Source organism: Wolbachia endosymbiont (group A) of Bibio marci, assembly GCF_947251645.1.
Lineage (GTDB): Bacteria > Pseudomonadota > Alphaproteobacteria > Rickettsiales > Anaplasmataceae > Wolbachia.
The window spans coordinates 468517-485528 of sequence record NZ_OX366364.1; the positions used below are offsets into that span (position 1 = coordinate 468517).

A 17012-nucleotide genomic window follows, 5' to 3' on the forward strand; every position below is an offset into this window, starting at 1 on the left:
TTAATTAATGGTTAATTATAGAATAGTGATAATTTAATGCTTGTAAACCTGTTGCTTTATTAGCTAATATATATAATATTACAATATATTAACTTAAAATTTAACTCTCTAATCTTAAATAGAAACATATATTTAACTGAGTTATACTATACCTTAAGAAGGGGAAATATTTTATTTGAAATATGTTTAAAGGTAAGCGCATTTAATTAACTTCAGAGGTAGGAAGTGACAAACAAAAAGTTATTGAATGACAAAATTAATGCTTTTTTAGTTTTAATAGTTTATATTTTAGCTCTGTATAACAGTAAGGGATACTTTAAATGGGAGATGCTTTTTTGATGTCAATGGAATCTTCTAAGGGCAATAACGATAGAAATAAACAGTTTCTAATGCAAATAGCTGCTTGGTTAGTAGACAACACTGGTTTAACTTTTAATCAAATAGCACAATGCTGCAGGTTGGCCCTTGAAGAAGTACAAGACATAGCTGATGAGGAAATAGAAGTTGAAAAATATAACCCTATTATTTCTGGGATAATTACTGAAAAAGAAATCGATGATTGCAAAAAAAATCCAAATCGTGTACCAAATTTGATTATAAAAAATATAAAAAAAAGGAGTAAGGCGATTGGTAACATTCTTGGCTTTGCTTCTACGGCAAGGCGTAGAGATAAACCTGATGCGATTTATTATCTAGTAAAAAAATTTCCTATCTTGGACAATAACGTTATAGCTAAATTAATTAGTACAACAAATTACACAGTTGAGCAGATAAGAGATGGATCTCATCATAACATGCAAAATATAAAACCCCAAGATCCTGTACTACTTGGCTTATGTAGCCAAGAAAATTTAGAAGCAGAAGTGGAAAAAGCAAAAGTAGAAGAAGAGAAGCAAGAAAGGTTAAAAAATATAAAGAATAGCTATTGAAAATCCTCAAATTTTTGTGCTTTGTTAACATTAAATTAACTTGACTTGCTAGTGTTTATTAGTATAATATAAGTAAAGTACGGGGTTTAATGATAATTAAGCTTAATACGCACTAAAACTAGCTCAGTCTAATTTATTATCTTGTAGTCACATTTTAGGTTAGTAAGCATCAATTAAAATTTTTGGAGGATTATGACAACAATCAATGAAGATGTTTTAGCAAAAGGAAAAGTTACAGCTCAACCTGAAACAAGTGAACGAGTTCACAATAACGATACAGTAAACCAGATAGCTAATGAAGGTACTGAAAAAAACAGAAAAACATTAGATCTGAGCGAATTAAAAGAGAAAACAGCAGAAGAATTGTTGGAGTTAGCTGAAGAAAGAAAAATTTTAACTAACGGTAAAAACAATGGTAGAATGCTAAAGCAGGAAATAATATTCAGCTTAATGAAGAAAATGAGTGAAGAAGGAGGCATAACCACAGGGAGTGGAATAGTGGAAATATTGCCTGATGGTTTTGGTTTTTTACGTTCAGCAAGTGCAAATTATGCCCCAAGTACCGATGATGTTTATATTTCTAACGGGCAAATAAAGAAGTTTAATTTACGTACAGGGGATATGGCATATGGAGAAATAAGGCCACCTGGTGATAAAGAAAGATATTTTACTTTAACTAAGGTTCAAAGTATAAACTCTACTGAAGTAAGTGAATTAAGAAAGTACGTCCATTTTGATAATTTGCTTCCTCTTTATCCTGAGGAAAGCATAGTACTTGAGTGTAATAATGGTGATGATAAAAAAGGCTTAAGCATGCGTGCTATAGATATAGTAGCTCCTCTTGGAAAAGGGCAAAGAGCGTTAGTAGTTGCTCCACCTCGCACAGGAAAAACTGTATTGCTTCAGCAAATGGCTAACTCTATAGCTATAAATCACCCTGAAGTAGAATTAATAGTGTTACTTATAGATGAAAGACCTGAAGAAGTAACAGATATGATACGTTCTGTAAAAGGTGAGGTAGTAAGTTCTACGTTCGATGAGCCTGCTTACCGTCACGTACAGCTTGCTGAAATAGTAATAGAAAAAGCTAAAAGAATGGTTGAGCATAAAAAAGATGTGGTAATTCTACTTGACAATATTACTAGACTTGCACGTGCCTATAATGCTGTTATTCCTTCGTCTGGGAAAGTTCTAACTGGTGGTGTGGATTCAAACGCACTGCAGAGACCAAAGCGTTTTTTTGGAGCGGCTCGTAATATTGAAAATGGTGGTTCTTTGACAATCATCGCTACAGCCCTTATAGAAACTGGTTCAAAAATGGATGAAGTGATTTTTGAAGAGTTTAAAGGTACAGGAAACGCTGAGATCATACTTGATAGAAAATTTTCTGATAAACGTATATTTCCAGCTATTGATATTACAAAATCCGGAACAAGGAAGGAAGAGCTATTAGTTGATAAGGCTATACTAAATAAAATATGGGTGTTGCGTAGAATACTTAATCCTATGGGATCTGTTGAAGCAATGGAATTTTTACGTGATAAACTACTTTTAACAAAGAGCAACGCTGACTTTTTTAACTCCATGAATCACTAAAAGTAAGCCAGTTATGATGGATATGCTGAGTAAAAAGTAAAACGCTCTTATAGTTAAAATAATTGTATCCGTTCAGGCAATGGCGAACTTAGGGAGCGTTCATACGCATCAAGTTAAGAAGCAAAGGTAAGAAAATTCAATGAACTTAAGGTGGATATTTTAGTTTTTCTATATCTGTCTTTCACAGAAAATTATGACCAGTCTGTGGTAAGTTTTTTCAGGAAAATTCTCAAATTATTAATTTTGCTGCTTAACGCTAAAAACAAGTAACCGTTCACGGATTGTGAAAATGAATAAAGAACTAAGCAGTCGTAACTTGTATCCGTTCAGCGGAGTGGCAAAATAAGGTAGACAAAGTAGTCTAAAAAGACAATCATAGAGCGAAAGTGAGGTAACATGTTTTAGAACTTTGCAAAAATTTACAGCAAAAAATAGAAAGGTTAGAAGCAAAAATAGAAAGATTGGAAAAAGAGAATGAAAGTTTAAAAGCAGAAAGTAAGGCATTGAAGATAGAAAACGCTGAGTTAAGAGAAAGACTCGGTTTAAGCTCAAAAAATTCATCAATACCAAGTTCCAAAGAGTTGTATAAAATAAAAAAGAATAAGCCGAAAAGCGAAAGGAATATTGGCGGTCAGGTTGGTCATAAAGGAAATTTTCGCGCCAAAATGGATGCAGATGAGGTGATAAAAGGAGTTGTCATCTACTTGTGAATGCGGAGGAGAGATTGCAATATGCAAGGAACCGTACATTCATCAAAAAGTTGATCTTCCGGAAATCAAGCCTTATGTAGTAGAATATCAATGGCCGTTGCCGGAGATGCGGGAAAAGAAGAAGCAGTAAGTTACCAGAAGGTGTTACGTCAGATACATTTGGACCAAGAGTTAAGTCAATAATTGCAGCGTTCAGCGGGTTTTACAAAAATTCAAAACGCGAAATAGCGAGTGTCGTAAATGATATCTTCAATTTGAACATAAGCGTCGGTAGCATATCAAATAGTGAACATAGAGTTGCTTCAAAATGCAAAAAAATGTATGAGCAGATCGAACAAGAAGTAAGTACAAGCAAAGTTCTTCATATCGACGAAATCAGCCATTACAATAAGGGTAAGCTTGGTTGGTGCTGGGTGTTTGCAAGCAATACGGCAAGTTTTGTAAAGTTCAAGGGGAATGAAAGTTTTAAAAAATAGTGTATGCTGCAATCGCAATAGTTTGGTAGTAACTGACAGGTATGCGGCATACAACTACTTTGCTGATGAAAAAAGGCAAATTTGTTGGGCACACTTATCAAGGGATTTTGAAACATAGTTGGAACATTGAGGTCAAAATTCTCGGCTGTTATTTGAGAGATGTTGCTGCTGAGTTGTTTGCACTAAAAAAAGCTTTACTAAAAAATGAGATAGATGTTTTTAGATTTGCCAGACGTGCCAGAAAATTGCGAAAACGTACACGGTATTACTTGAAGCCACTTACCTGAAGCAATTGGAGCTTCTCGAGTTGCGAAAAATATTATGAAATCTGAAAGAATGATGTGGAAATTTTTAGATGACCCAGAAAACATTCCACTGACAAATAACCACGCTGAACGGCAAATTCGGCATTATGTCGTTTATCGCAAAAATTCATATTTTACCCAATCGAAGCGGGGAAATGCATTCCTTGAACGGATAATTTCGTTATACTTAACATGGAAACAAAGGGCCTTTCCACAATCTCCTATCTACCGTTTCTTAAACCACTCTGCTGAACGGATACAATCGCGGTATTACAAAAAACGCCAAACTTTTTTCTGCTTTTATGCAAGAAGTCTAGTCCATATATTCTTCCCACTTTTCCGTAACTTTTCTTACTACTTCCTCACTCATCTCAATTTTCTTTCCCCACTCTCGTTTGGTTTCAGGCGGGATTTTATTTGTCGCATCAAATCCCATTTTACCTCCAAGGCCACTTTCAGGGGAAGCAAAGTCTAAATAATCAATAGGTGCATTTTCTATCATGATTGTATCACGCACAGGGTCCATTCTCGTTGATATTGCCCACATCACTTCCTTCCAATCACGTACATTTATATCATCATCAACAACGATAATAAACTTCGTGTATAAAAACTGCTTGAGAAAAGAAAGTATGCCCATAACAATTCTTTTTGCGTGTCCTGGATAAGACTTTTTTATCGATACCACCGCTATTCTATATGAACAACCTTCTGGTGGTAGATAAAAATCCACTATCTCTGGAAATTGATTGATAAGAATGGGCACAAAAATTTCATTGAGTGCTTCACCAAGAATTGATGGTTCATCAGGTGGCTTGCCAGTGAAAGTGCTGAGATAAATTGGATTTTTGCGCATAGTAATTGCAGTAATATTAAATTCTGGAAATTGCTCAACAGAATTATAGTAGCCAGTGTGGTCTCCGTATGACCCTTCGTCTTGATATCTATCCAAACTCACATAGCCTTCCAGAACGATTTCCGCGTGAGCTGGCACTTGAAGCGGAATAGTCTTACAATTTACAAGCTCAAGCGGCTTCTTTCGCAGTAGTCCAGCAAATTGGTATTCTGACAATGTTTCTGGCACCGGGGTTACTGCAGCAATAATCGTTGCAGGATCACTACCGATCACAGCAGCAGCAGGAAATTTCATATTTTGTTCCTTCTCTTTCCATCGTTTATGGTGACCTGCACCACCACGATGTGCAAGCCAGCGCATTAGAGTCGTTTTTTTATCTATGACCTGCATACGATATATTCCAAGATTGAAATTATCTTGTTTGTCTTTCGTGGGTCCTTTTGTTACCACAATCGGCCAGGTGATAAGTGGTGCAGGTTCATTTGGCCAGCATGTTTGAATGGGCAGTAGACTTAGGTCCACTTCATCTCCGGTTAGCACTACCTCTTGACATGGAGCCTTGCTCACAACTTTACTTCGCATCGATAACACGACTTTCAACAGAGGAAACATTTTTATAGCATCCTTAAAGTTTTTTGGCGGCTCAGGTGATTGCAAAAATGCGAGAAGTTTACCAAGATCTCTTAGTTCACCAGGGTTTATGTTCAACCCCGATGCAATCCTCTTAATAGTACCGAATAAATTCACCAAAACAGGAATCGCACTTTTGCCATTTTCTGTGACAACATTTTCAAAAATGATCGCTGGCCCTTTGTTTGACAAAACTCTGCGATGAATTTCTGTCATTTCAAGAACTGTTGAAACTTCCTCCTTAATCCTAATCAGATCCTTTTTTTCTTCTAAGGCTTTAATGAAGTCGCGTAAGTTGTTGTACATATTCCAGTTTTTAAAATTTTAAGTTTACATTTAGTTTTCAAGCACTTTATTAAAATTTGATCTATGCACTGCTTTTCTGTCTAACAAGCTTTCAGTTAATTTGAGATCAAATCTTCATATTGCTTACTAAGTTTGTATTTCCTTCCTCTATTGGAAAAATCTACAATCTCGATAAACCCCATTTCCACCCACTTTTTACAAAGTTGCGCACTAGTACGAGGCTTAAAATTAAATAGTTTGCCAACCTGACTAGCTGTAATAGCGGAAAACTCCTGGAAGAGCTCAAGAGCTTTGCGTTGTTTAGGATCAAGCTTACGTATAAGATCAGTCTGATCAGTGTGGTATTCTTCTTCATTTATACGTTGTAAAACGTTCTCAAATGAATTTGCCATACCTTCTACGAAATACTCCACCCACTTAGTGATATCTGCTTCAGCTCGTCCCATGTAATAGTTGTGCGATGTTATTGCTTCATAATAAGCCCCTAGATTTTTAGCATAATATTCTTCCAATGAGTAAAGCCCTTTTAGGTCATATCCACCAAGGTGTAAAATTAATGTAGTCAGCAATCTTGCAGTACGACCATTACCGTCATAGTACGGATGAATTGTTACAAGTTGATAATGAGCAATACCTGCAATAACTGGGCAAGGCACTTGCTCACTGTCACGAATCCAACCAATCATACTGCTCATGAGCTTTGGTACATCCTTTGCTTCAGGTGGCATATAAATTATTGCACGTGTACGGCTATCACGAATAACGTTTTGACCATCACGATAGGGACTTTAGATTTTCCACTCGCCATTACTAAGGCATGAAGCGTTTGGATGGCTTTTTCAGTAATAGGTATTCCCCTTGCTGCCCATTGTTCAACTTGGGTTAAAGCTGCATAATATCCTTTAACCTCATTTTCATCTCTCCTATATTTTGGAAAGTGGCTTTTACCACTTAAAACCTCTTCAATCTGTTTAGGCTCAAGTCGATTTCCTTCGATCATAGTAGAATAGTGTATGGTATAAAGCCGTGCAGTTTCACGAAGGGACGAGAGCATCGATACAGTGAGCGGCAAATGTAACACTTTTTCTTTTGCTGCTTCAATCCTCATAAGGCAATTAGCGGTTTTGGAGGTAATCGTATAATTTGGCATCGGCATAATATCTGCATTACATTACTTCTATATTATGCTGATAAAATGCAGATAATGCAACATTCACACGACGCGACCATAAACAGCAATAAATTCAGCTGATTGAGAAAGAAGTTTGTCTTGTAGAATAGCTATTTCTTTTTCTCTACCAATTATTGGCTCGTTCATATGTTTATTCCGCGGAGTTTGTTGAAATTATACACAGCGGAATAAAACAAACAACTTAAATCTATGCTCCACGCGCTTTTGCTGTTTGCATCTTAAACTTTCTGATTAGTTTTACGCTTAGTTTTTATTGTTAAAGTTTGCATTTGAGACAAAACCGGCTATAAAATACACTTGATACAAATGTTTTTATGTATTAACATTAAATGCTTCTTTTAATATACAGATAAATGTGTACTAAAAGTTTTATATTGTAGGTTTTTAAATAAATTGTATGTCTAGGGTATCGTTTTTATTGATTTTAATAATAGCAATAGCAAGCTTGCCGATAATAAATAATTGGCTTTCAAATCGCAGCCAAATGCTAAACGATGATTATATAGGTGAGAGATTAGATGATTATATCAGTAGAAATTTTGATAAGATCGTAAGAACTCTCAAAGAGGAGTCGATTAAAAGTAGTTACGCTGCTCGAGATAATGTGACCAAAAGTAAAATTTCACAATACAAGAATCAAATATTTGACCTTACTTATCCTTACTCCGGAAATGAAAATAGTAGTGTTGTAGCTGCAGGCTTCTTTGACTATTCTTGTGGATATTGCAAAGCTATGAAGAATGATATAAAGCAGTTAATTAACGACGGTAAAATTAAGTATATCTTTAGGGATGCTCCAATACTTGGTAACGCCTCTTTAAAGTTAGCAAAAAGTGCTTTAGCTGTTTACTTTATTGATAAAGAAAAATATTTCGATTTTCACTATGCTGCTTTAAGTCACAAAGGAGGATTTTCAGACGAAAGCATATTGGATATAGTGAAAAGCATAGGGATTGATGAGGACGATTTTAATAATTCCATGAAAAATAATGCAGACAAAATTGAGCAAATGATAAACGACAGTAAGCTCCTAGTAAGAGATTTGGGAGTAGGTGGTACACCTTTTTTAATAATGGGGGATAGTCTGTTTATAGGAGCAACTGATTTAAATATACTACGCAAAAAAGTAGATGAATTAAGTCACAAGCAAGGCTAATTTCAATTTGCCATAAAATTTATTTTTTTTGCTTGACAACTCAAATGAACCTGAGTATAGTAATTGTGGGTATGACAGCAGTTTAACTCAGTGGTCTCATCCACTTTCCATAGCGTCATTTACTATGTGAAACACTTTCAAATTACAACATTTTCTTCAACCAAACTATTTTACTTTCACAGGAGGACATATGTCATTCACAGAAATTAGATTTCCAGAAAATATATCTTATGGTTCCACTGGAGGACCGGAATTTTCCACTGACGTTGTAACAACTCATAACGGTTGTGAACAGCGCAACATCAATTGGTCTCATGCACGCACTAGATACAACATAGCTTACGGGGTCAGATCAAACGAGCAGCTAACAGAACTCATAACATTTTTTCATGCACGAAAAGGTAAAGCAATAGGGTTTCGTTTTAAGGATTGGTCAGATTTTATAGCCATTAATCAAAAGATTGGTATAGGAGATAACAAAAAAACGACTTTTCAGCTAATCAAAACTTATGTAAGTGGGGAAGATAAGCATATACGCATGATCAAAAAGCCAGTACATGGGACAGTAAAGATTTATTTAAATGGTAAAGAAGAGAGTAAATATTCAGTAAATTATTCAACGGGAGAAATAACATTTATGAAGCCACCAGTAAAAGATGCGATAATCACTGCGAGCTTCGAATTTGATGTGCCCGTGCGCTTTGATACAGATTACTTAAACGCTTCTATTGATGACTATGGAAGCAATAGCTGGAACAACATTCCACTAGTGGAAGTGAAATTTTAGTTATAAGCGAGCATAGATCTACATCATACTACAACAACTGTATTATAATTCGAAAGCAGCTTGCTCAGCCCTATGCCCTCAAATATGAAGATGTCATTCCAGTCTGGAATGGCTTTGTTGCATCGCACCTTATACTGGTAGTAATTTACGATAAATATCATGTAGCCATTTCAAATTTAGCCATACCAATTTCAGTAAATTGATTAAGCAAATAGCACTTAATCAGCAATTCTTTTTCGCGATTTACTTCGGATTTATTCCTAAAGCTGAATCCAAATATTTGCTTTAATCTTGAGAAAAACCCTTCAATATAAGATCTTTTCCCATAATTTACTTCTTTTTTCCATTCTTTCACGCCATCTTCACCGTATAATTTTATTAACCTAATAGCAGCATTTCTGTCAGACATATAATCTATTTCTGGATGTTCTGCCGCATTGTTTATTGGTGGAATTTTTGCCTTTATATCATATTCGTGACACAATTTGTAAAACTTGTGCCTATCATATGCCCTATCTGCATATAGTGCTTTTATGATATGCTGAAAATTAACTTCTTTAAGCAAATCGCAAGCTCCATAGTGATCAGAGTAGACACCGTTACTGTATTTTACAGCTATGGCTTTTTTGCTGTTTATATTCAACATTACATGCAATTTTCTTGTCTGTTCATAGCCACGATATTTTCTGTTAGCGCTATTTTCCTTGCTGTGACCAGGGGTATTGTTGTAAATGCTGATACCTGTACTATCTATAGCAATTTCGATGTCTTCCATATTATTTTTATCAATTCTGCAATCATTGATCTTAATATTAAGTTTCTTAAACCTTCTTGATGCTTGTGAATAGCTGATAACTGCTAAATCTCTTCCTATTTGTTGCATATATCCTTTTATAAACCCCACCGTTTGTCTTAAACCAATTCTAAAAAGATTGACAATTATATGCACCAAAATCACAACTTTATCACTGTAAATATAGTTGCCGCCTTGCATTTTTGGACTATTTTCATACCAATTTTCTATGGCTTCATTGATATAATGAAAAATATTTCCTCTTTCCTGGAGAAATTTGTTATATTCATTTTGGTTACTGACTTTCATTTTCTGTGGCATATTTTTTCTTCAACAGTTAAATGGTTATTTATAATGAATTTTGTCAGTAGCCACCAGATTTTTTCGGTTGCTATGCAACAAAGCCGTCTGGAATCCAGGAATTTTGATTGGACGCTAAGTTGGAGAACATAGAAAGTAGCTTGCTTTATGCTAAAATAAGCATTTTTGATAAAACTGTATGGAAAACTGGATCCCAGTGGGCTTTGTTGCATCGCTACTTATGAAAGGCTAACTATAGTTAGGATTATAAGCAACCTATTGAAAATCTTGTTTTTTTGCAATCAATCTGATCAAATTTAAGAATAGTAATTTATTATTTATATTAATAAATTTAATTCTATTGAAAATAGCTAAAGCATTGAAATTCTTGAATTTTAGCCGGATTAGTGAGTGGTAGTGAAATTTCTTTTACTCAAATTTAGGTATTTACTGACCGTTCTTGTTATAAATACCAGAATAATAAGCTACTGATATTCTCTATCTTTTTTATCTTTAATCCATCATAGCTAGCGATGCAACAAAGCCGAATTGTCCTCAGCATTTAGCTCAACATTATTTATTACTTGTTCAGCATTAACTTCATCAAAATTAGGAGAAGGCCATTTTGTTTGTACATAAAACACATCATGTATAGCTTTTGCAACAAGAAGAACTCCAGCAAGAGCAAATGCTGCCACTCCCGCATAACATAAGAAAGAGGCATCACATGAAGAGTAAATCGCAAAAGCAACATAACTTGTTAGAACTGCAAGAGCTAACTGACAAAATACACTGGATTTATTGATTCTCCCATACTCGACTAATAATTTTTTAACTTTACTATTCCGTAAGAATAATTCATTAATTTCTGTATTAGGATCTGCACCATTTTTTAAGAAAAGCTCTACAATTTCAATCTTTTGAGACAAAATAGCAAAAGTTAATGGACTTACCCCTGCATAAGGTTGGTTTATATAATCACCAAATTGTCCATTTTTGCTACTCTTGAACTTAGAAAAGATCTCCTTAAGAAGCTTTATATCTTTCTGAAAAGTAGCAGAAATGAAAACAGACTGTAGATCACTAAGAGAGTTAATATCGTCATCTAAATCGACATAGTCACAAGGCTTGGAACCTGGACCGATAAATTGTTCTGAAAGAGAGTGGAATGCAGTTGTGAATTCTCTATGCTGGTCCAATATCTTTCCGCTACTTTTATTTTGAGAAAGAGTGAAAAACAATTTCTCCTTATATCTTTCTTCCAATTCCCATTTTTCAGGGTTATCACTCTCACTAAAACCTAATATTTTTAAAGCTTCCTTTCTTATATGTTGAAATTAAGTCTTTATAAGTGTGACAAAGCAGTAATATAAAGATGTATAGAGAAGAGGAACCGTTTCCTTTCTTATATGTTGAAATTAAGTCTTTGTAAGTGTGACAAAGCAGTAATATAAAGATGTATAGAGAAGAGGAACCGTTTCCTTTCTTGGTCATAGGGACCGTTGGAAAGCAAGGTTCTCTTCTCTTAAATTTATACTGAAAGTTCCGAACAACTGATTGAGCTTTTAGGCTCGTATATAAGACTGGAAAATGCAGTATATGTTATTATTATGGAGGAATTATGAATTCATCAAATATTATTGCTGGCATTGATGTTAGCAAAAGTAAATTAGATATCCACATTCACCCACTTGAGCATTATAAAATATTTGAAAACAATGTACAATCCATTGATGAAATGCTGGACTTTTTACGTTTGCATAATGTAACCAAAGTTGGCCTTGAGGCAACTGGTGGATACGAAAAATTATGTGCCTATACTTTACTAAGCAATGGTTTTGAGGTATACGTCATTCAACCTAGATGGGTTAGAGACTATGCTAAAAGCCTTGGTATTACTACAAAAACTGATAAAATAGACTGCAGTATCATTTCACGTTATATCAATAATACAGATATGCGTGTTACTCCTTTAACAGTTGATAATGGTAATATTGATTGCTTGAAACAAAAATTATCTCGTAGAAACCAACTTGTAGAAATAGCAAAAATACAAAAAACCCAAATCCAACAGGTAACTGATACATCTATAATTAAACAAATAGAGGAGCTTCTCGCGATTTTACGTAATCAAATTAAAACTTTAGAAGATGAAATGATTACATTTATCGATCAAAACCAAGAGCTTAAAAGAAAATATATATCAATAACTAGCATACCAGGTGTAAGTAAAATCACAGCCATTACTTTGATTTGCTATTTGCCCGAACTTGGAACCCTTCAAGAAAAGCAAATATCTAGCCTTGCAGGACTTGCACCTTTTAATCGAGACAGTGGTTTCAGTAAAGGAAAGAGATGTATTCAGGGCAGTAGATCACAAGTTAGAACGGTTTTACACATGTGTATTCTCAGTGCACAAAAAGTTAATTCTTATATCAACCCTTTCTTTACTAGATTATATAATCAATATAAAAAGCCATATAAAATTGCTTCCACTGCTGCCATGAGAAAACTGCTTATTCTTGCTAACTCTTTGGTCAGAGACGATAGAGTCTTTACTGAGGAATATAGTCCTCAGTCTGTTTCTATCTAAGCTAATTTATGGCAGAGCTTGTGGATAAGTACGCTATACAAACTGTAAGTACTTATCCACAGCTACACTAGATTAAGAATATTTAAATTAAGAGTCATAATATATTGATTTTTTATAAATCTACTAAATTGAAAATTTTTCGATATTTTTCATTTTTTTTATTGATTTTTAACACAACTGCTTTCCATTGTCAAGAGGGTTCCAGTGAAAACTACCGTTTTACCGCTAAAAGGGGAATTACTAGTATTAGCACTTACAGGCTCAATCTTTAGTTGAGAAGCGAGATTCTTTACCATTTCAACATTATCCTTATCAGAGAAAAACTCCTCCAAGGAAGTTATGGTCTCTTCTCCTATGCCTATTATGCTCATTAATTCTTCTTCATCAGCAGAATACCAATTTTCATATGAGCCATAATGTTTTGCTAGTAATTTTGCTACGTGTGGTCCGACCAATTTAATTCCTAAAGAAGATATAAATGTGTCAAGGGTTATGGTTCTTCTGCTGTTGATGGAATTCAATAAATTAGATATTGATTTTTCATTCCATCCCTTTAGCTCACTTAAGTTGAAATTTTTTAGTTTTTCTTCGAGAGCAAAAATGTCAGATATTTTCCTTATCAAACCAAGGTCATAAAGGAACTCCACTTGGTTACTGCCAAAACCTTTAATGTCAAGAACTTCCACAAAATATTTTAACTTTCCTATTCGCTGTGCTTGGCAACCGTTTTCTTCGGAACATCTAGCTGTAGCTTCATCTTCAAATATATCTACTGCACTTCCGCATTCCGGGCAAGTATCAGGAAATATAAACTTTGGTGTATTCCGAGAACGAGACTTTTTATCCACTTCTACAATGTGGGAAATAACATCTCCAGCTCGTTTTACTACTACGATATCACCTTCCCTTATGTCTTTGCGCTTAATTTCATCTTTATTATACAGATTTGCCCTAGTAATGAGAACCCCTCCTATATTTATCGGAACTAATTCTGCAATTGGTGTCAGCACACCTGTTCTGCCTACTTGTACTGATATCTTCTTTATCTTGGTTTTTCCTTGAGCTGCAGGAAGTTTGTGTGCTGTAGATCCACGTGGTGCCTTGTTAGTATTTCCTAATCTATCATGTAATTTCAAATCATTAACCTTGTAGACTACGCCATCGATATCATAGCCTAAATTATGACGATTACTATAGATTCGATCATAGAACTCCAACATTTCGCCTACATTGTTTGCTAAAAATTTATATTCATTAACACAAAAGCCAAGTTCTTTCAGTCTATTTAATACTTCAAATTGAGTCTTTTCTGTACCGCCAATCAAAGAATAAGCAAAATATTTCAATGGCCTACTGGCAGTAACCTCTGGGTTCAATTGTCTTAATGAACCGGATGCCGTATTGCGTGGATTTGAAAATTCGTTGTCTTTATTTAATTTTAAGAAATCGTCATTTCTTATGTATACTTCCCCTCTCACTTCCAATCTGCCCTTTTCACCAGACAAAGTTTTAGGAAAGTTTTTTATGGTTGCAACATTGTGAGTGACATCTTCTCCTACAAAACCATCACCTCGAGTTGAAGCTTTAACAAGTCTTCCATACTCATAAATCGCAAAAAACGACAACCCATCAATTTTTGGTTCACATATGATTTCCAACTCATGCACATTCAGAAGTTTTTTAACCCTAGCAAGAAACTCTTCAACTTCATCTCGTCCATGAGCCTTGTCCAACGAGAGCATTGGTACAATATGTTTCACCTCTAAAAATCTTCTATCAGGCGTAGTACCAACGGTTTGAATATCTACTTTTTTTACCAATTCATCGTACTCTGCATCGGTGATTTCTTGCGTATTTTCCCGATAGTACAACTCGTTGTGACGCTTTATTTCTTCTTGTAGTTTTAATGTATTTTCAGTCATATAATTTACCTCAACCACTGTTTCAGTATACAGCGTCAATTGTAAATCAATTATTAACTTGCGCACTCACTTTTGTGTTATTTTACGAACAAAATTTCCGCTTTGCTAGTGTTTTTTATTAAATATATAATATTTAAATGAAAATAGAGAGATATTTAAGCAAATATATTAATATAGAGATCTATTCTTTGGAAACTTGCTTAGATTCTTCTTTTATTGATTCGACTGATATATCTTGAATTTCTTCTTCCGGCTTGTTTGGTTCAGCTAGAGTTGACTCTTCTTTAGATTCTGCTGCTAATTTGCGTTAATTTCTTTAGTGTGTTTTGACCGCGATACTGAAATTCCTATAGTCCTTACTTAAGATTAAAATCTCATTCGATTTTTTAGAGTTACCCATTCCATACGTCCATTTGGGTGTAATGATACGATGCTCTGTATACATGTCCCGTATTTCCTCACAATCATTATACGATAAAACCCATCTATCGCGAGTCGACAAAAGTTTGGCAAGTCCTTCATGGTCAAAATCTGTACCTCTTCTTCCGTATAGTTTTTGATCAATTAAATAAGGAGGATCACAATATAAGAAATCATTTGCGTGTTTAGGAATACTTTTTTTAAAGTCAGCTAAATCCACAGTAAGATTTTTAATTGAGAACTTTGCCAATCTTTCTATTGAACTTAGTGTAAAGCGTGGGTGTCCTGGAGACATACCGCCAAACAATGTTGTACCACTGAAAGATGTACGATTTAATGCAAAAAATGCTGCAGCAATTTCAACTCTATCCCTCAAGGTGAAAAATGTTTTTTGTAAGCTATAGAACATGGCAGATGTCATATTTTGGTATTTCCGCACTACCTCTGCAAGGTAAGAAGCATCTTCTAAAAGCACCTGCCAAAATCTTACTAATGGTTCAAAGGCGTCATAGCCATAAACTTTTGTTCCTCTGCTGGCTAACGCTAACTCTATTGATCCTCCACCTATAAAAGGAGAGCAAAGCGTAGATAACTCTTTTGGAATATATTTATTAATAATTTGAGAAACGGCGCGACTCTTACCTCCAGGGTAGCGAAGAGGAGACTTTACAAGCAAAATTTGTTTCCTTTTCTTGGAGCTAGTTGTGGTTTGTCTGCTGTAACAAATGCGGTAATAAATAGCTAAGTCTATTCTCTGGAAATTTGCTTAGATTCTTCTTTTATTGATTCGACCGATACATCTTGAATTTCTTCTTCCGGCTTGTTTGGTTCGGCTAGAGTTGACTCTTCTTTAGATTCTGCTGCTAATTTGCGTTGTTTGATAAACTTCTTTAATGTTTTGACTGCAATAAAATTAATACTGAAAACACATGCAGAAGTTATTGCTAGTGCTGGCAGAGGAGCTAGACTGAATGTTGGTAAAATTGCCACAATCGTCCCAGCGGTCAGTAAAAATGCTAACTTCTTGCTCCCGATTATCTTATTTTTCTTAACCTTTATTGGGTTTAATTTTTTTACTTTTCCTTTTAGCTTTTTGAAGCCTTTTTTGAATATGCTACCCTTTTTTAGCTCTTTTTCTACGGGTTTTGCTTTCTTCGTTTTTAAGATTTTTATTTTTTCTTTTATTCCTTTTTTATCTTTTTTGACATTTTCTACTTTAGAGGTCTTCTGCTCTAGTGCCATCAACTTTAGAGGTTGCTCTATGGAAGGTGTTGGCTTAGCTTCTTGCCCCTTAGTCACAGTTTTATGTTTTTTGGGCGAAACTATGTTTTTTAAACCTTTCTTTGCTTTATTTCTTTAGTTTGCTTGGCATCGTTTATAGTTCAATATTGCAGAATCTATCTATTGCTTCCTGGTTGTCCTCTATCATTGCATTTGCCTCTTGCTGTAGACATTTAATATTTTTTGATGTAATATTATCCATCTCAGCTGATGCTACTTTCAGTTGTGATTGTATTCTTATGACCTATTACTTGATTCAGTTACGCAGTCCAGTCCAGAGGCAAATATTACGTGTAATAGTGGCTTTATCCACCCTATTTTTCCCAATCTCTTTGAATTAGTTATACTTTTGGTTGTTCCTCCAGTACCTATTGATAACAGGATAATGTTGTCATTTAGAAATAATCTCTTGCCACTTGCACATGCCGCTGGATTATTGGCAAACACCCCTCCATCTATCAACATTCTTTCCTCTTGATTGATTTTTAAGTATTTAGGGGAGAAATAAGTTGGTGCTGCTATTGTTGCTCTGAGTGCATCTTTTAACTTGATGAAATTCCTGTTTTCTCTCCAACTTTTAAGGAAAAATGGACAGTTGTTGTGTATATCATAACTGGTAAGCAGTAGATTACTTGAAACATCAGCAATAGTACTTTCGCAGAAGTATTTATCGAGTACGCATTTTAAATCAGGCTTTGGTTCTTATTTTATGATAATTAACATAATGATAATAAATTATTAAATGGTAAACTATAATATT

At 34.7% G+C, this 17012-nt stretch carries 15 protein-coding genes and 4 pseudogenes; 6 read left to right on the top strand and 13 right to left on the bottom strand.

Features of this window, described 5'->3' with window-relative positions; all coding sequences use genetic code 11:
- Positions 1 to 320: 320 nt before the first annotated feature.
- The gene (locus OPR48_RS02600; protein ID WP_265026455.1) at positions 321 to 929 is read left to right on the top strand and encodes a cell cycle transcriptional regulator TrcR; all 609 of its coding nucleotides are present in this window, start codon (positions 321 to 323) and stop codon (positions 927 to 929) included.
- Between the two features lie 192 nt (positions 930 to 1121).
- Complete coding sequence (gene rho, locus OPR48_RS02605) at positions 1122 to 2525, top strand: transcription termination factor Rho (RefSeq protein WP_265026456.1); 1404 nt, start codon at positions 1122 to 1124, stop codon at positions 2523 to 2525.
- A 113-nt stretch (positions 2526 to 2638) separates the two neighbouring features.
- Here the strand turns inward: rho and OPR48_RS02610 are convergent.
- Positions 2639 to 2791: pseudogene (locus OPR48_RS02610) on the bottom strand (IS4 family transposase); the annotation flags it as partial.
- Positions 2792 to 2956: 165 nt separating this feature from the next.
- On the opposite strand from OPR48_RS02610, the pseudogene tnpC reads away from it, so the two are divergent.
- Positions 2957 to 4255 (top strand): annotated as a pseudogene (gene tnpC, locus OPR48_RS02615) (IS66 family transposase).
- A gap of 74 nt (positions 4256 to 4329) precedes the next feature.
- On the opposite strand, the gene OPR48_RS02620 reads toward tnpC, so the two are convergent.
- The 3 genes from OPR48_RS02620 to OPR48_RS02630 form a co-directional block, all read right to left on the bottom strand.
- On the bottom strand, positions 4330 to 5808 hold the full coding sequence (locus OPR48_RS02620) for a UbiD family decarboxylase (protein ID WP_265026457.1): 1479 nt from the start codon (positions 5806 to 5808) through the stop codon (positions 4330 to 4332).
- Positions 5809 to 5903: 95 nt separating this feature from the next.
- Complete coding sequence (locus OPR48_RS02625) at positions 5904 to 6536, bottom strand: Fic family protein (RefSeq protein ID WP_265026458.1); 633 nt, start codon at positions 6534 to 6536, stop codon at positions 5904 to 5906.
- A gap of 5 nt (positions 6537 to 6541) precedes the next feature.
- Positions 6542 to 6916 carry a Fic family protein gene (locus tag OPR48_RS02630; protein ID WP_265026459.1) on the bottom strand — a complete coding sequence of 125 codons (375 nt, stop codon included), beginning with the start codon at positions 6914 to 6916 and terminating at the stop codon, positions 6542 to 6544.
- Between the two features lie 481 nt (positions 6917 to 7397).
- Here OPR48_RS02630 and OPR48_RS02635 point away from each other — a divergent pair, with 481 nt between their 5' ends.
- Together OPR48_RS02635 and OPR48_RS02640 are read left to right on the top strand one after the other, a co-directional pair.
- Complete coding sequence (locus OPR48_RS02635; RefSeq protein ID WP_265026460.1) at positions 7398 to 8156, top strand: DsbA family protein; 759 nt, start codon at positions 7398 to 7400, stop codon at positions 8154 to 8156.
- Between the two features lie 190 nt (positions 8157 to 8346).
- On the top strand, positions 8347 to 8943 hold the full coding sequence (locus OPR48_RS02640) for a TIGR02217 family protein (RefSeq protein WP_265026461.1): 597 nt from the start codon (positions 8347 to 8349) through the stop codon (positions 8941 to 8943).
- A 23-nt stretch (positions 8944 to 8966) separates the two neighbouring features.
- Here OPR48_RS02640 and OPR48_RS02645 read toward each other — a convergent pair whose 3' ends face one another.
- The 5 genes from OPR48_RS02645 to OPR48_RS02665 form a co-directional block, all read right to left on the bottom strand.
- Positions 8967 to 9104, bottom strand: coding sequence for a hypothetical protein (locus OPR48_RS02645; protein ID WP_265026462.1), 138 nt, complete (start codon positions 9102 to 9104; stop codon positions 8967 to 8969).
- Positions 9101 to 10057 carry an IS5 family transposase gene (locus OPR48_RS02650; RefSeq protein ID WP_265025515.1) on the bottom strand — a complete coding sequence of 319 codons (957 nt, stop codon included), beginning with the start codon at positions 10055 to 10057 and terminating at the stop codon, positions 9101 to 9103. Before OPR48_RS02650 ends, OPR48_RS02645 begins: the two co-directional genes overlap by 4 nt.
- The gene (locus OPR48_RS02655) at positions 10042 to 10269 is read right to left on the bottom strand and encodes a hypothetical protein (RefSeq protein ID WP_265026463.1); all 228 of its coding nucleotides are present in this window, start codon (positions 10267 to 10269) and stop codon (positions 10042 to 10044) included. The genes OPR48_RS02650 and OPR48_RS02655 overlap by 16 nt, the downstream gene beginning before the upstream one ends.
- Positions 10270 to 10563: 294 nt before the next feature.
- Positions 10564 to 11301 (bottom strand): hypothetical protein, encoded by a 738-nt coding sequence (locus OPR48_RS02660; protein WP_265026464.1) that lies wholly within the window; start codon positions 11299 to 11301, stop codon positions 10564 to 10566.
- A gap of 28 nt (positions 11302 to 11329) precedes the next feature.
- A complete protein-coding gene (locus OPR48_RS02665) occupies positions 11330 to 11530 on the bottom strand; it encodes a hypothetical protein (RefSeq protein WP_265026465.1) in 201 nt (66 codons plus the stop codon).
- 127 nt (positions 11531 to 11657) lie between these two features.
- Between OPR48_RS02665 and OPR48_RS02670 the strand changes: the two genes are divergently transcribed.
- On the top strand, positions 11658 to 12629 hold the full coding sequence (locus OPR48_RS02670) for an IS110 family RNA-guided transposase (protein ID WP_265026400.1): 972 nt from the start codon (positions 11658 to 11660) through the stop codon (positions 12627 to 12629).
- 185 nt (positions 12630 to 12814) lie between these two features.
- On the opposite strand, the pseudogene ligA reads toward OPR48_RS02670, so the two are convergent.
- From ligA to OPR48_RS02690, 4 genes and pseudogenes are all read right to left on the bottom strand, one after another.
- A pseudogene (ligA, locus tag OPR48_RS02675) lies at positions 12815 to 14551 on the bottom strand (NAD-dependent DNA ligase LigA); the annotation flags it as partial.
- Between the two features lie 316 nt (positions 14552 to 14867).
- On the bottom strand, positions 14868 to 15647 hold the full coding sequence (locus OPR48_RS02680; protein ID WP_265026466.1) for a DNA adenine methylase: 780 nt from the start codon (positions 15645 to 15647) through the stop codon (positions 14868 to 14870).
- A 71-nt stretch (positions 15648 to 15718) separates the two neighbouring features.
- Positions 15719 to 16270, bottom strand: a complete 552-nt coding sequence (locus OPR48_RS02685) for a hypothetical protein (RefSeq protein WP_265026467.1) — start codon at positions 16268 to 16270, stop codon at positions 15719 to 15721.
- Positions 16271 to 16346: 76 nt separating this feature from the next.
- A pseudogene (locus OPR48_RS02690) lies at positions 16347 to 16933 on the bottom strand (patatin-like phospholipase family protein); the annotation flags it as partial.
- Between the last annotated feature and the right edge of the window lie 79 nt (positions 16934 to 17012).

Bases quoted from the DNA above. Each gene is read 5' to 3' on its own strand.
- OPR48_RS02645 (WP_265026462.1), bottom strand. From the start codon at position 9,104: ATGATATTTATCGTAAATTACTACCAGTATAAGGTGCGATGCAACAAA.
- OPR48_RS02620 (WP_265026457.1), bottom strand. From the start codon at position 5,808: ATGTACAACAACTTACGCGACTTCATTAAAGCCTTAGAAGAAAAAAAG.
- OPR48_RS02635 (WP_265026460.1), top strand. From the start codon at position 7,398: ATGTCTAGGGTATCGTTTTTATTGATTTTAATAATAGCAATAGCAAGC.
- OPR48_RS02640 (WP_265026461.1), top strand. From the start codon at position 8,347: ATGTCATTCACAGAAATTAGATTTCCAGAAAATATATCTTATGGTTCC.
- OPR48_RS02655 (WP_265026463.1), bottom strand. From the start codon at position 10,269: ATGCAACAAAGCCCACTGGGATCCAGTTTTCCATACAGTTTTATCAAA.
- OPR48_RS02625 (WP_265026458.1), bottom strand. From the start codon at position 6,536: ATGCCACCTGAAGCAAAGGATGTACCAAAGCTCATGAGCAGTATGATT.
- rho (WP_265026456.1), top strand. From the start codon at position 1,122: ATGACAACAATCAATGAAGATGTTTTAGCAAAAGGAAAAGTTACAGCT.
- OPR48_RS02630 (WP_265026459.1), bottom strand. From the start codon at position 6,916: ATGAGGATTGAAGCAGCAAAAGAAAAAGTGTTACATTTGCCGCTCACT.
- OPR48_RS02670 (WP_265026400.1), top strand. From the start codon at position 11,658: ATGAATTCATCAAATATTATTGCTGGCATTGATGTTAGCAAAAGTAAA.
- OPR48_RS02600 (WP_265026455.1), top strand. From the start codon at position 321: ATGGGAGATGCTTTTTTGATGTCAATGGAATCTTCTAAGGGCAATAAC.
- OPR48_RS02650 (WP_265025515.1), bottom strand. From the start codon at position 10,057: ATGCCACAGAAAATGAAAGTCAGTAACCAAAATGAATATAACAAATTT.
- OPR48_RS02665 (WP_265026465.1), bottom strand. From the start codon at position 11,530: ATGACCAAGAAAGGAAACGGTTCCTCTTCTCTATACATCTTTATATTA.